Consider the following 13,406-nt stretch of genomic DNA (forward strand, 5'->3'; position numbering starts at 1 on the left):
AACACCTGGCCGGGCATGCAGTTCGGCCTCATGTCGGTCAGCGACATCACCCGCAACCCGGTCACGGGGGAGACCCCGAGCGAGCGTGAGCGGATCCAGAACACCCTCACGATCGCCAAGCACGCGGAGGAGGTCGGCCTCGACGTCTTCGCGATCGGCGAGCACCACAACCCGCCGTTCTGGTCGTCGAGCCCCACGACCTTCCTCGCCGCGCTCGCCGCGCAGACCGAGCGCCTCATCGTCTCGACCTCCACGACGCTCATCACCACGAACGATCCGGTGAAGCTCGCCGAGGACTACGCGATGCTGCAGCACGTCTCCGGCGGCCGCATGGACCTCATGATGGGCCGCGGGAACACCGGACCGGTGTACCCCTGGTTCGGCAAGGACATCCGTCAGGGACTGCCGCTCGCGATCGAGAATTACGCGCTCCTGCACGAGCTCTGGACCAAGGACGTCGTCGACTGGGAGGGGAAGTTCCGCACCCCGCTGCAGGGCTTCACCTCGACGCCTCGACCGCTCGACGGCGTGGCGCCCTTCGTCTGGCACGGGTCGATCCGCACCCCGGAGATCGCCGAGCAGGCGGCCTACTACGGCGACGGCTTCTTCGCGAACAACATCTTCTGGCCCAAGGAGCACTACCAGCGCCTCATCGAGCTGTATCGGCAGCGCTGGGCGCACTACGGTCACGGCGCGCCCGAGACGGCGATCGTCGGACTCGGCGGCCAGGCCTTCATCCGGCCCAAGTCGCAGGACGCGATCGACGAGTTCCGGCCGTACTTCGACAACGCCCCCGTCTACGGTCACGGCCCGTCGATGGAGGACTTCACCGAGATGACGCCGCTCACCGTGGGATCGCCGCAGCAGGTCATCGACCGCTACGCCGCGATGCGCGACCACTTCGGCGACTATCAGCGTCAGCTGTTCCTCATGGACCACGCCGGTCTTCCGCTCAAGACGGTGCTGGAGCAGATCGATCTGCTCGGCGGCGAAGTCGTGCCCGTGCTCCGCAAGGAGCTCGCCCAGAACCGCCCCGCAGCCGTCCCCGATGCGCCCACGCACGCCGCTCGCGTCCGCGCGGTCTACGGCGACGGTCCGGCGCGCGAAGCGCGTCCGGGAGCGAATCGTGGCGACAACCTCACCGCCGGCTCGCCGTACCAGGACGGCGGGGCGGTGCCCGCCGTCGCGGGGGCCTCGTTCGGATCCGCGGCCGTGAAGGAGGCGAACTGAGATGGGCGCGCGTCGTATCGCGGTGATCTCCGCGGGTCTCAGCAACCCCTCCTCGACACGGATGCTCGCCGATCGGCTGGCGGCCGAGACGGCGCAGAGGCTCACCGCGCTCGGCTCCGAGGTCAGCGTCGACGTGATCGAGCTGCGCGATCTCGCGCACGACATCACGAACAACCTGCTCACCGGCTTCGCGCCGCCCGCCCTCGACTCGGCGATCAACACCGTCGTGTCGGCGGACGGCGTCATCGCGGTCACGCCGATCTTCTCCACGAGCTACTCCGGCCTGTTCAAGTCGTTCATCGACGTGCTGGATCCGGACGCGCTCACCGGCAAGCCCGTGCTCCTCGGCGCGAACGCCGGGACGGCGCGTCATTCGCTCGCGATCGACTACGCGATCCGTCCGCTGTTCACCTACCTGCACGCGGAGCCGGTCTCCACGGGCGTGTTCGCCGCGTCGAGCGACTGGGGTGCGAAGGCGGACGACGTCGCTCCGCTCAGCACCCGCGTCGAGCGCGGGGCGAAGGAGCTCGCCGAGGCGATGATCCGGCGCGAGCCCGTGGCGGACAAGGACCCCTTCGACCCGGGCAACTACCTCGGAGAGGGACGTTCGTTCGGGCATCTGCTCGGAGGGCTCGCGGGGGAGTGACGCATCTCCGGAGGGGGACCGCGGCGGTGTCGCGGTCCCCCTCCGCATGGCAGCCGACCGCCGGGACCCGCACGGATCAGGAGATCGCGGCGAGGCTCCGCACGGTCGCGTCCACGGCGTCGGCGAGCTCGCGCCCCTTGACGCCGAAGTGATGCTCGAAGAAGGCGCGGTGCTCGGCGTGCTCGTGGAAATGGTGCGGGGTGAGCACCGCGGAGAAGACGGGGACTCCGGTGGTCAGCTGCACCCGCATCAGCGCGTCGACGACCGTGGATGCGACGAAGTCGTGACGGTAGATGCCGCCGTCCACGACGAGTGCGCTGGTGGCGATCGCGGCGTAGCGTCCGGTCGCGGCCAGCCGCTGGACGTGCAACGGGATCTCGAACGCGCCGGGGACGCGGTACACGTCGACCGGGTCGTGGCCGAGCTCGGACATCCGCGCGGTGAACGCGGACACCGCCTGCTCGACGATGTCGGCGTGCCACTGGGCGGCGACGATGGCGATTCTGGGCATGGCGAAACGCTCCTTCTGTCCTCTTCCGTCCGGACTGTCACCGTCGGCTCCGGAGTCCCACCGGATCAGCGGCCCCGCTCTGAGGCCGGTCGCGGGCTCGCGCGGTCGGACCGCGGCACACCGCCGGTGGGGAATCACACCCCGCCCTGAGGACAGACCGACGCTATCACCGCGGCGGAGCGGATCCGATGAGCCGGTACGCCGTCTCCGGGCGTCCCGGCGTGCCGTACCTCGGCGAGCGGGTCGCGATCCGGGCCTCGACGAGGTGCTCCAGATAGCGGCGGGCCGTGACGCGCGAGACGCCGACGAGCGGTGCCGCCTCGCTCGCGGAGAGCTCGGCGTGCGCTCTGAGGGCCGCCGTCACCGCCTGCAGCGTCTCCGACGCGAGCCCCTTGGGCAGTGCGACGGATCCGCTCGCGGTCCCTCCGACGAGGGCGTCGATCTCGGCCTGGCTCGCCGCGCCGGCGAGCGCGGTGCGCTGCTCGTGCCGCGCACGGTAGCCCTCCAGCCGCTCGCGGAACACCGCGAAGGGGAAGGGCTTGAGCAGGTACTGGACGACGCCGAGGGTCGACATGCGGCGGACCGTCTCCACCTCGCGCACGCTCGTCACCGCGATCACGTCGATGTCGTCTCCGTGCGCTCTGAGTCGGCGCAGCACGTCGATGCCAGACCCGTCCGGCAGGTTGACGTCGAGCAGCACGAGATCGATCCCGTCGCCGTTCGCGGCGATCGCGGCGAGCGCCGCGCGTGCTCCCGCGCATTCGCCCACGACGGTGAAGCCCTCGATCCGCGCGACGTACGCCGCGTGCAGTTCGAGGGTGAGCGCGTCGTCGTCGACGACCAGCACGCGGATCACGTCGACGCCTCCCGTGCGGGGGCGGCGGGGACCGTCACGCGGAACGTGGTGGGGTCGGCGCCCACCGTGACCGCGCCGCCCGCGGCCCCGACGACGTCGCGGACCAGCGCGAGGCCCACCCCGCGGCCCGCTCGATCGGCCGGTTTGGTCGAGAAGCCGTGCTCGAACACCCGGTCGCGCACGTGCTCCGCCACCCCGTCCCCGCTGTCGGTCACGGTCAGGGCGACCGCGCCGTCGGGCGCGGGCGTCACCTCGACCGTCACACTGCTCTCGCGGCCGTGCGCGATGTGTGCGTCGGTCGCCGCGTCGAAGGCGTTGTCGATCAGATTCCCGAGCACGGCCACCAGATCCACGGGGGAGAGGGCGGCACGGGGTGCGCGGGGATCCACCCTGACCTGCCAGCGCACGCCGCGTTCCTTCGCCTGCGACGCCTTGCCGAGCAGCAAGGCGCCGAGCGTCGGATCCCCGTCGCGCACGGTCATCTGGTCGATCACCGACTGGTTCTGCGCCGAGGTCTCCGCCAGCAGAGCGATGGCCTCGTCCTTCCTGTCCAGTTCCAGCAGCGAGAGCGCCGTGTGCAGTCGGTTCCCGTGCTCGTGGGTCTGGGCGCGCAGCGCTTCGCCGAGTGTGCGCATCGATTCGTAGCCGGCGACCGCGTCGCGCACGTCGCGCGCACGCAGATCCCCGGCGATCCGTCGCGTCGCGCGCCGCGCGAAGACCGCCCCGAGCGCGCCGACCGCCACGAGGGCGAGCGCGATGAGCAGCACGACGGGCAGCCGGCGCAGGACCGTGGTCGTCAGGGACTCGAGCGTGACTCCCGCCGAGACCCAACCGACAACCGCACCTCCGGCATCGTGGACGGGCGCGATCGTGCGGATCGACGGGCCGAGCGTGCCGGTGTACTCCTGGGTCAACGAGCGATCGGCGTCGGGGATCGTGCCGACGTAGTGGCCGCCGATCTGTGCCGGATCGGGGTGCGTGAGACGGATGCCGTCCGCGTCCATGACGGTGATGAAGTCGAGCCCCGCACCGTGGCGGACGGTGTCCACCTCGTCCCGGATGGCCGCGTCGGCGCTCGTCCGGTCGGGGGACACCACGGCGTCGCGAATCTCGGTCGTCGCGGCGAGGGATCGGGCCACGGTCGCGGTGAGACGCTCGGCGTCCCCGCGCGCCCCGGCCTGCGCGTCCCAGACGAGATAGCCGGCCACGGCGAGCGCGAGCGCGAGCGCCGCCCCCAGGAGGAGGGCGAACACGCCGGAGGCCGCGCTGCGCGCGCCGCTGCGCCGTCTCGCCGTCATCGCCGGAACCGCCCTTCCCCGCCCAGTATGGCGCGGCGGACGCGTGCGGTGCCGGAGGGGCCCGTCTTCAATACGAACAGAACGGGGCCGGGCGACCGGAGTCCGCACACGATGAATGCGGCCCGTCCACGGCGGACGCGGCTCGGATCACCACAGCGGAGGCGACGATGGCTCTCACCGAAGGTTTCAGACTCCCGCGGCACGACTGGCGCCGCGGCAAGCGATCCTGGGACAGGCACACCTGGCTCTACATCGCGGTTCTGCTCGCGGTCGTGCTCGGCGCGGTCCTCGGGCTCGTCCTGCCCGAGGTCGGGCAGAGCCTGGAGCCGCTGGGCAAGGCGTTCGTGGCGCTCATCAAGATGATGATCGCGCCGATCATCTTCTGCACGATCGTGGTGGGCGTCGGCTCGATCGCGAAGGCGGCGACGGTCGGCCGGATCGGCGGCCTCGCCCTCGTGTACTTCCTGGTCATGTCGACCTTCGCCCTCGCCATCGGACTCGTGGTGGGCAACGTCATCCACCCCGGCGAGGGGCTGAACATGGCTCACGCCACGTACACGGCAACGGGCCCGAAGGAGGCGACGAGCACGCAGGACTTCGTGCTCGGGATCATCCCCGCCACGTTCTTCTCCGCGTTCACCGGGGAGAACGTGCTGCAGGTGCTGCTCATCGCGCTGCTCACGGGCTTCGTCGTGCAGGGACTCGGCGAGCGCGGAGCGCCGATCATGGCGTTCGTCAAGAACCTGCAGACGCTCGTCTTCCGCATCCTCGGCATGATCCTCTGGCTCGCGCCGCTCGGAGCATTCGGCGCGATCGCGGCCGTCGTCGGCAAGACCGGCATCGCGGCGATCTGGAGCCTGGGGCTGCTCATGGTCGCCTTCTACATCACCTGCTTCCTGTTCATCGTCGTGGTGCTCGGAACGGTGCTGTTCCTCGTCGCCCGGGTGAACATCTTCCTGCTCATGAAGTACCTCGCCCGCGAGTACCTCCTCATCGTCGGCACGTCGTCCTCGGAGTCGGCGCTGCCCCGGCTCATCGCGAAGATGGAGCATCTCGGCGTCGCGAAGCCGGTCGTCGGGATCACCGTGCCCACGGGCTACTCCTTCAACCTGGACGGCACCGCGATCTACCTGACCATGGCCTCGCTGTTCATCGCGACGGGAATGGGCCAGCCGATGGCGATCGGGGAGCAGATCGGCCTGCTCGTGTTCATGATCATCGCGAGCAAGGGCGCGGCAGGAGTGACCGGTGCGGGTCTCGCGACGCTCGCCGGCGGTCTGCAGGCGTACCGGCCGGATCTCGTCAACGGCGTCGGGGTGATCGTCGGCATCGACCGCTTCATGTCGGAAGGGCGTGCGCTCACCAACTTCACCGGAAACGCCGTGGCCACGATCCTCATCGGGACGTGGACCCGCCAGATCGACGGCGCACGCGTCGGGAGGGTGCTCTCCGGTGCGCTCCCGTTCGACGAGGCGAGCCTGGACGGGGTCGGGCACGACCCCGTCCCGACGGAGACGGGCGTCGGGACGTCGGACCTGGGGGAGGCGGCTGTCGCCGAGATGGCGGCGAAGCGAGATCGGGCCCGCCGGCGCGCCGAGCAGGGCTGAGCTCCCCGGGGCCTGGTCAGTACCAGTTGTGCGCGACCTCGTGCGACCAGGCCCCGCACGGAGACCCGTAGCGATCCTGGATGTAACTGAGACCCCAGTCGATCTGGGTGTTCCCGTTCGTGCGCCAGTCGGGACCGGCGCTGGCGAGCTTGGTGGCGGGGAGGGCCTGGGGGATGCCGTACGCGCCGCTGTCCGGGTTCAGGGCATCCGCCCGCCAGCTCGACTCCTGCATCCACAGGCGGTACAGGCAGCCGAACTGGTCGTCGGCCCAGCCGTAGCTTCCGAGCTGACCGCGGGCGTAGGCCTGTGCGCCCGCGGGGTCGACGTTCGCGCCGCCGCCATCGGTCCCGCTCGAGCCGGCGGCGGCGGCGGCCGCGGCGTCCTCGCGCGCCTTCTCCTCGCGCTCCTGCTCGGCGACCTCCTGGCCGATCCGGTAGCGCCGCTCGACGTCCGCGGTGGTGTTCTTCAGCACCGCGAGCTGCGCGTAGAGCGTCGTGACGTGGCCCTGGAGGTCCTGCACCGCGGCAGCCTCGGCATCCGCCGCGTCCTGCGCTGCGCGGGCCGACTGCTCGGCCGTCGCCGCGAGGTCGTCCCTCGCCTTCTCCGCGGACGTCGCCTGGCTCTGCAGCGACGCGGCGACATCGCGTGCGGCGATCGCCTGCGAGCCCAGGGCCGACCAGGTCTCGTCGAGCTGCTGCATGACGCCGAGGCGGGCGAGCAGCTGGTCGGGGTCGGCCCCGGTGAACAGGCGGACGGAGAGCGGGGCGGCCTGCTCGGTGCGCGCCCGACCCGCGACGACCGCACCGATCCGGTCGTGCGTGCTCTGGACCCTGTCCTGCGCGGCGGCGGCCTGTGCGCCGAGCTCGTCCGCCCGGCGCGCGGCCGCGTCGGCCTGAGCGCGGACGGCGCGTGCGGCCTGGGCCGACGTCATCGCGGCGGCGGAGGCATCGGCGGCCCTTTTCTGTGCGTCCGCGAGGGCGGCATCGATCCGGCCGATCTCGGTCTGGGTCGCCTGTTCGTCGCCCTGCGCGTTCTGCACGTCCTGCCAGGACGGGTAGTCGTCCGCGCGGGCGGACGGAGCGGGCAGCGCCAGCGCCGCGCAGAGAAGGATGCCGACCGCGCCGACGGAGAGCAGGGCGCGCCGCGGGCGGCCGTGCCCCGAGGCAGGCCGACGTCGGGCGTTCGAGACGATCACGTCTTCGACGCTAACCCGGGTGGCTGTGATTGTGCGACCCGGCGCGGACGGGCGCCGAGGTGCGATCCGCGGGGCACCGCAGAGAGGGCGCCGAAAGACGACCGTCGACGCCCTGGGCGATGCGCGGCAGGCCGTGCGAGGTCAGCCGCTCTTGCGACGGAACTCCCGTCGGGTCTGCGCCCCGTGGGTCGCATGCACGGCGGAATCGCCGTCCAGGTGCGCCTCCCCGCGGTTCTGCTGGGAGTTCTTCTTGTCGAGCGCCTCCTTGAACTTGCGCTTCAGATCCGAGGCTGCACTGTCGTCGGTACTCATGCGCGTCAGCCTAGCCCGCGCACGACCGGGTCGGGGGAGTGAGCGTCGGGGAGGCGGCCGCGCGATGACCGTTCGCGGTGCATCGGGTGAACAGTCGCCGTGCAGGGCGGTTCCGGCCGTTCGGCGGCGAGGCGGTGCGGGATCCTGATGCCGTGAGAGCAGCGATCGTCACCGAGTCCTTCCTCCCGCACATGAACGGCGTGACCGGGTCCGTCCTGCAGATCCTTCGCCATCTGGAGCTCCAGGGGCACGAGGCGCGCGTCTACGCCCCGGCGGCCGCCGGGATGCCGCGACAGGTCGGGCACGCCAGGATCGAGCCCATCCCGTCCCTTCCGCTCCCGGGATACCGGACGGTCCGCGTGGGCACCTCGAGCGCCCACCGCCTGTCCGCGGCGATGGCGCGGTTCGAGCCGGACGTCGTCCACCTCGCCTCGCCGTTCGCGCTGGGATGGCGCGGCGCGCTCGCGGCGGCGCGTCAGGGGGTCCCGTCCGTCGCCGCCTACCAGACCGACGTCGCCGCCTACGCCTCCCGCTACGGCGTCGCGCTGACCACCGCGCTCGCCGAGGCGCACATCGCGCGGCTGCACCGTCGGGCCACGCTCACGCTCGCCCCGTCCTCGCCCTCCGAGGAGCAGCTCGCGCGGCTCGGCGTCGACCGGGTGCGGCGATGGGGGCGCGGGGTGGACGCGGAGCGCTTCCACCCGGACCGCCGCCTCCCGGCCTGGGACCTGCGCGGCGCAGGAGAGGTCGTCGTCGGATACGTCGGGCGGCTCGCGCCGGAGAAGCAGGTGGAGGATCTAGCCGTCCTGCAGGATCTGCCGGGAGTGCGGCTCGTGATCGTCGGCGAGGGTCCGTCGCGGCCCCGGCTCGAGACCCTGCTGCCGAGGGCGACGTTCCTCGGACATCGCAGCGGGGAGGAGCTCGCGCAGGTCATGGCGTCCTTCGACGTCTTCGTGCATCCGGGGGAGAGCGAGACGTTCGGTCAGACGTTGCAGGAGGCGCACGCGAGCGGGGTCCCCGTCGTCGCGACAGGCCGGGGCGGTCCGTGCGACCTCGTCCGGACGGGCGTGGACGGATGGCTGTACCGGCCGGGGGAGCTGGACGATCTGCGGGACCGCGTGCGCACGCTCGTCGCCGATCCGTCCCGGCGCCGCGCCTTCGGCGAGGCGGGGCGCGCGGCCGTCGAACGACGCAGCTGGGCCGCCGTCTGCGACCAGCTGATCGGCCACTTCGCCGAGGCGCGGGAGCTCCATCGCATCGACGCGGGATTACGCTCTCCTCGCACACGGCGCCCCGAGCTGCCGGTACCGGCGCAGAGACGGGGGTGGCGACGTTACGTCGCGGTGGGGGACTCGCTCACGGAGGGCCTGTGCGACCCCGATCGGGACGGCGCGCTGCGGGGCTGGGCCGATCGGCTGGCCCTGTTGCTGGCCGCGCGAGAGCCGATCGACTACGCCAACCTCGCGATCCGCTCCAAAAGGGTCGTCGACGTCTGCGGTCCGCAGCTCTCCCGTGCGCTGGAGCTGCGCCCCGACCTCGTCTCGATCCTCATCGGCGCGAACGACCTCGTGAAGCGGCGGGTGGCGTGGGACGCGATGGCGGCGGAGATCGAGCAGGCGATCGCGCGCATCAGGGCCACCGGTGCGGACGTGCTGCTGGTCACGCCGTTCCTGCCGGGGAACGCGGCGGCGGGGTTGTATGCGCGGCGCTTCTCCGCGTGGGCCTCGATCCTCGCGTCGATCGCGCACCGGCAGGGCGCGCTGCTGCTCGACACCGACCTCTTCCCGCAGCTCGCCGGACGCGACAACTGGGGCGAGGACCTCGTCCACCTGTCGAGCCAGGGTCATCGCTTCCTCGCCTACCGCGCCGGCGCCGTCCTCGGGGTGCCGCTGGCGGATGAGCTCGGAGTGCTCGACGATGCGTTGCACACGACCCCTCGCACGGGGGCCGGGGCGTGGTGGCGCCGTCACGCGCTGCCGTGGATGTGGCGCCGGCTGCAAGGGCGCACGGCCGGCGACGGGCGCAGTGCGAAGCACCGCGACTACGTGAGGGTCGGTCGCGAGCGGGACGTGGCTGCGCGCAGCGACGCCTGATCCCTCAGCGCGTGCCGGCGGCCCGCGCTGATAGGGTGGAACAGGATGCCTCTGTGCGCATCCGTCCATGCTCGCGCTCCACACGGGAGAGCGAGCCTAAACAAAGAAGGAGAGACCTCTTGGAAGGTCCTGAAATCACCGCCACCGAGGCCGTTCTCGACAACGGCCGCTTCGGCACCCGCACCGTCCGCTTCGAGACGGGTCGTCTCGCGCAGCAGGCGCAGGGCGCGGTCGCCGCCTACCTCGACGAGGAGACGATGCTGCTCTCGGCGACGAGCGCCAGCAAGTCGCCGCGCGAGGGCTTCGACTTCTTCCCGCTGACCGTCGACGTCGAGGAGCGCTCCTACGCCGCCGGCAAGATCCCCGGCTCGTTCTTCCGCCGCGAGGGCCGCCCCTCCACCGAGGCGATCCTCGTCTGCCGTCTGATCGACCGTCCGCTGCGCCCGTCGTTCGCCGACGGCCTGCGCAACGAGGTGCAGATCGTCATCACCGTCCTGAGCATCGCTCCGGGCGAGTACTACGACGCACTCGCGATCAACGCCGCGTCGGCCTCGACCCAGATCTCGGGTCTGCCGTTCTCCGGCCCGATCGCCGGTGTGCGCCTCGCGTTCATCCCCGGTCACGGCGAGCACGCCGACCAGTGGGTCGCGTTCCCGAACGCGGAGCAGGTCGAGCAGGCCGTCTTCGACCTCGTCGTCGCGGGGCGCGTCGTCACCAAGGGTGACGGCACCGAGGACGTCGCCATCATGATGGTCGAGGCCGAGGCGACCGAGGGCAGCTGGAACCTCATCAAGGCCGGCGCCACCAAGCCCAGCGAGGACATCGTCGCGCAGGGCCTCGAGGCCGCGAAGCCGTTCATCTCCCAGCTCGTCAAGGCTCAGGCCGAGCTCGCCGCGCAGGCGTCGAAGGAGCCGGGCGTCTACCCGGTGTTCCTGCCCTACAGCGAGGAGACGCTCGACTTCGTCTCCTCCCGTGCGTTCGCCGAGCTCAGCGACGTCTACCAGATCGCCGACAAGCAGGAGCGGCAGAACGCCGACGACGCGGTCAAGGACCGCGTGCGCGGCGAGCTCGTCGCGGCGATCGAGGCGGACGAGATGCCGGAGTCGGCGCTCGGCGAGTTCTCGGCCGCCTACAAGGCCGTCACGAAGAAGATCGTGCGCGGCCGGATCCTCACCGACGGCGTCCGCATCGACGGTCGCGGCCTTGCGGACATCCGTCCGCTGGACGCGGAGGTGCAGGTCATCCCGCGCGTGCACGGCTCCGCGATCTTCCAGCGCGGCGAGACCCAGATCCTGGGTGTCACCACGCTGAACATGCTCAAGATGGAGCAGCAGATCGACTCGCTCTCGCCCACCACGAGCAAGCGCTACATGCACCACTACAACTTCCCGCCCTACTCGACCGGTGAGACCGGCCGGGTGGGATCGCCGAAGCGTCGCGAGATCGGGCACGGCTTCCTGGCCGAGCGCGCCCTCGTGCCGGTGCTGCCGTCGCGCGAGGAGTTCCCGTACGCGATCCGCCAGGTCTCCGAGGCGCTCAGCTCGAACGGCTCCACGTCGATGGGGTCCGTCTGCGCGTCGACCCTGTCCCTGCTGAACGCAGGTGTGCCGTTGCGCGCACCGGTCGCCGGTATCGCGATGGGCCTCGTCTCCGACCAGGTCGACGGGGAGACCCGCTACGCGGCGCTCACCGACATCCTCGGTGCGGAGGACGCGCTCGGCGACATGGACTTCAAGGTCGCCGGTACGAGCGAGTTCGTCACGGCGATCCAGCTCGACACCAAGCTCGACGGCATCCCCTCCGAGGTGCTCGCGGGCGCGCTGACCCAGGCGAAGGACGCCCGTCTGACGATCCTGAACGTGCTGAACGCCGCGATCGACAGCCCGGACGAGATGGCGCCGACGGCTCCGCGCGTGATCAGCGTGCAGATCCCCGTCGACAAGATCGGCGAGCTGATCGGCCCCAAGGGCAAGACGATCAACGCGATCCAGGACGAGACCGGCGCGCAGATCTCCATCGAGGAGGACGGCACCGTCTACATCGGAGCGACCGACGGCCCCTCGGCCGAGGCCGCCCGCGCCCAGGTCAACGCGATCGCCAACCCGACCAACCCCGAGGTCGGCGAGCAGTTCCTCGGCACGGTCGTCAAGATCGCGACCTTCGGTGCGTTCGTCTCCCTGCTTCCGGGCAAGGACGGCCTGCTGCACGTCACCGAGGTGCGCAAGCTCGCCGGGGGCAAGCGGGTGGAGAACGTCGAGGACGTGCTCTCCGTCGGCCAGAAGATCCTCGTGAAGATCACGAAGATCGACGACCGCGGCAAGCTCTCGCTCGAGCCCGTCATCGACGAGGCTCCCGCCGAGGCGGCAGAGGAGACCACCGAGGCCTGACCTCGCTCCCGGGCCCGTCCCTTCCGCCGAACGCGGAGGGGACGGGCCTTTCGCGTCTTCGTGACGCAACCGTTATGGGATGTTCGCCCCACGGACGTCTCAATGTACGGATCCGAACCCCCGCTCCTCTACCCTCGAATCAAGCGCACCGGGGGGTGCGCCATCCGCACACGCATCAGCACGGGGGTGATCGCATGCGTCTCTTCGGCGTCGGACCCGATACGCCGGGCACCGTGGCGGGTTCTGCCGCGCCGCTCGTGAGCGCCGCAGAGCCTCCGGCCGCGCCCCAACCGCATCCGTCGGCCCCGATCCCCGTCGTGGGCCCGGGCATCGGCACCGCGCTGCGGGTGCCGATCGGCGAGACGGGACTGCGCTCCTTCCCGCTCGTCCTCGGTGCAGCCGAGTTCGGCTGGAACACCGATGCCGACACCGCGATCCGCATCCTCGACCGCTACGTCGAGTTCGGCGGCAACGCCGTGCACACGGCGGACAGCTTCGCCGCGGGCCGCAGCGAGCACATCGTCGGGCGTTGGATGGCCGCGCGGGGCAACAGGGACGGCATCGTGCTGAGCGTGCGCGTCGGCGGTCACCCGGACAACCCGGGGCTCGGCGCGGTGAACCTGGTCCGCGCGGTCGAGGGCTCGCTCACGCGCCTGGGCGTCGAGAGGATCGACGTGCTGTACCTGGACGGCAGCGAGGACGACGGCAGCACCATCGAGGACACGCTGGCGACCGCGGAGTGGCTCGTCGAGTCCGGCAAGGTCGGCGTGCTCGGCGCCTTCGCGTTCAGCCCCGAGCGGCTCGTGGAGGCGCGCATCCTGGCCGCGGCCGGCTATCCGCGCATCGAGGTGCTCGACGAACCGTACAACCTGCTGCGCCGGCAGGGCTTCGAGGGCGACCTGCGCCTCGTCGCGGCCGCGCAGGGCCTCGCGGTCACGCCCTCGCACGCGCTGGAGCACGGTTTCCTCTCCGGTCGACACCGCTCCAAGCAGGCGCTCCAGGGGGTGCGAGGGCAGCAGCTGCGCGGCAACATCAACCGCCGGGGGATCAAGGTGCTCCGCGCTCTCGACCTCGCCGCGCAGGACTTGCAGGTCCCGGTGGCCGCCGTCGCGATCGGGTGGCTGCTCGCGCAGCGCACCGTCACCGCGCCGATCGTCAACGCGTTCGCGACCGAGCAGGTCGACGAGCTCATGCAGGGCGCGGGCGTCGCTCTCGGGCGGGGTCAGATCGCCGAGCTCACGAAAGCGGCCGGCTGAGCGGATCCCCGCCGT

General features: G+C 71.4%; 11 protein-coding genes and 1 riboswitch. Of the genes, 6 read left to right on the top strand and 5 right to left on the bottom strand.

Features of this window, described 5'->3' with window-relative positions:
- The first annotated feature begins 15 nt into the window (after positions 1-15).
- Both Q0P88_RS10665 and Q0P88_RS10670 read left to right on the top strand, forming a co-directional pair.
- The gene (locus tag Q0P88_RS10665) at positions 16-1,230 is read left to right on the top strand and encodes an LLM class flavin-dependent oxidoreductase (RefSeq protein ID WP_295013982.1); all 1,215 of its coding nucleotides are present in this window, start codon (positions 16-18) and stop codon (positions 1,228-1,230) included.
- 1 nt (position 1,231) lies between these two features.
- Positions 1,232-1,876, top strand: coding sequence for an FMN reductase (locus Q0P88_RS10670; RefSeq protein WP_295013926.1), 645 nt, complete (start codon positions 1,232-1,234; stop codon positions 1,874-1,876).
- A gap of 76 nt (positions 1,877-1,952) precedes the next feature.
- Here Q0P88_RS10670 and Q0P88_RS10675 read toward each other — a convergent pair whose 3' ends face one another.
- The 3 genes from Q0P88_RS10675 to Q0P88_RS10685 all read right to left on the bottom strand — a co-directional run bounded on the left by Q0P88_RS10675 (position 1,953) and on the right by Q0P88_RS10685 (position 4,541).
- Positions 1,953-2,387 carry a 6,7-dimethyl-8-ribityllumazine synthase gene (locus Q0P88_RS10675; protein WP_295013928.1) on the bottom strand — a complete coding sequence of 145 codons (435 nt, stop codon included), beginning with the start codon at positions 2,385-2,387 and terminating at the stop codon, positions 1,953-1,955.
- 13 nt (positions 2,388-2,400) lie between these two features.
- Positions 2,401-2,545, bottom strand: a riboswitch (FMN riboswitch).
- Between the two features lie 8 nt (positions 2,546-2,553).
- Positions 2,554-3,243 (bottom strand): response regulator, encoded by a 690-nt coding sequence (locus Q0P88_RS10680; protein ID WP_295013930.1) that lies wholly within the window; start codon positions 3,241-3,243, stop codon positions 2,554-2,556.
- Complete coding sequence (locus Q0P88_RS10685) at positions 3,240-4,541, bottom strand: ATP-binding protein (RefSeq protein ID WP_295013932.1); 1,302 nt, start codon at positions 4,539-4,541, stop codon at positions 3,240-3,242. The genes Q0P88_RS10680 and Q0P88_RS10685 overlap by 4 nt, the downstream gene beginning before the upstream one ends.
- 167 nt (positions 4,542-4,708) lie before the next feature.
- On the opposite strand from Q0P88_RS10685, the gene Q0P88_RS10690 reads away from it, so the two are divergent.
- On the top strand, positions 4,709-6,148 hold the full coding sequence (locus tag Q0P88_RS10690) for a cation:dicarboxylate symporter family transporter (RefSeq protein ID WP_295013934.1): 1,440 nt from the start codon (positions 4,709-4,711) through the stop codon (positions 6,146-6,148).
- A 16-nt stretch (positions 6,149-6,164) separates the two neighbouring features.
- Here the strand turns inward: Q0P88_RS10690 and Q0P88_RS10695 are convergent, their stop codons facing one another.
- Complete coding sequence (locus tag Q0P88_RS10695; protein ID WP_295013936.1) at positions 6,165-7,343, bottom strand: hypothetical protein; 1,179 nt, start codon at positions 7,341-7,343, stop codon at positions 6,165-6,167.
- A gap of 141 nt (positions 7,344-7,484) precedes the next feature.
- Entirely contained in the window at positions 7,485-7,655 is a 171-nt protein-coding gene (locus tag Q0P88_RS10700) for a DUF5302 domain-containing protein (protein WP_295013938.1), read from the bottom strand.
- A 152-nt stretch (positions 7,656-7,807) separates the two neighbouring features.
- Here Q0P88_RS10700 and Q0P88_RS10705 point away from each other — a divergent pair, with 152 nt between their 5' ends.
- The 3 genes from Q0P88_RS10705 to Q0P88_RS10715 all read left to right on the top strand — a co-directional run bounded on the left by Q0P88_RS10705 (position 7,808) and on the right by Q0P88_RS10715 (position 13,391).
- Positions 7,808-9,748 (top strand): glycosyltransferase, encoded by a 1,941-nt coding sequence (locus Q0P88_RS10705; protein ID WP_295013940.1) that lies wholly within the window; start codon positions 7,808-7,810, stop codon positions 9,746-9,748.
- Positions 9,749-9,867: 119 nt separating this feature from the next.
- Complete coding sequence (locus Q0P88_RS10710) at positions 9,868-12,135, top strand: polyribonucleotide nucleotidyltransferase (RefSeq protein ID WP_295013942.1); 2,268 nt, start codon at positions 9,868-9,870, stop codon at positions 12,133-12,135.
- A gap of 194 nt (positions 12,136-12,329) precedes the next feature.
- A complete protein-coding gene (locus Q0P88_RS10715; RefSeq protein ID WP_295013944.1) occupies positions 12,330-13,391 on the top strand; it encodes an aldo/keto reductase in 1,062 nt (353 codons plus the stop codon).
- Positions 13,392-13,406 lie beyond the last annotated feature (15 nt).

Source organism: uncultured Microbacterium sp., from assembly GCF_945952435.1.
Lineage (GTDB): Bacteria > Actinomycetota > Actinomycetes > Actinomycetales > Microbacteriaceae > Microbacterium.

Excerpts from the sequence above, each read along its gene's own strand:
- Q0P88_RS10665 (WP_295013982.1), top strand. The coding sequence starts at position 16 with ATGCAGTTCGGCCTCATGTCGGTCAGCGACATCACCCGCAACCCGGTC.
- Q0P88_RS10670 (WP_295013926.1), top strand. The coding sequence starts at position 1,232 with ATGGGCGCGCGTCGTATCGCGGTGATCTCCGCGGGTCTCAGCAACCCC.
- Q0P88_RS10675 (WP_295013928.1), bottom strand. The coding sequence starts at position 2,387 with ATGCCCAGAATCGCCATCGTCGCCGCCCAGTGGCACGCCGACATCGTC.
- Q0P88_RS10685 (WP_295013932.1), bottom strand. The coding sequence starts at position 4,541 with ATGACGGCGAGACGGCGCAGCGGCGCGCGCAGCGCGGCCTCCGGCGTG.
- Q0P88_RS10690 (WP_295013934.1), top strand. The coding sequence starts at position 4,709 with ATGGCTCTCACCGAAGGTTTCAGACTCCCGCGGCACGACTGGCGCCGC.
- Q0P88_RS10700 (WP_295013938.1), bottom strand. The coding sequence starts at position 7,655 with ATGAGTACCGACGACAGTGCAGCCTCGGATCTGAAGCGCAAGTTCAAG.
- Q0P88_RS10715 (WP_295013944.1), top strand. The coding sequence starts at position 12,330 with ATGCGTCTCTTCGGCGTCGGACCCGATACGCCGGGCACCGTGGCGGGT.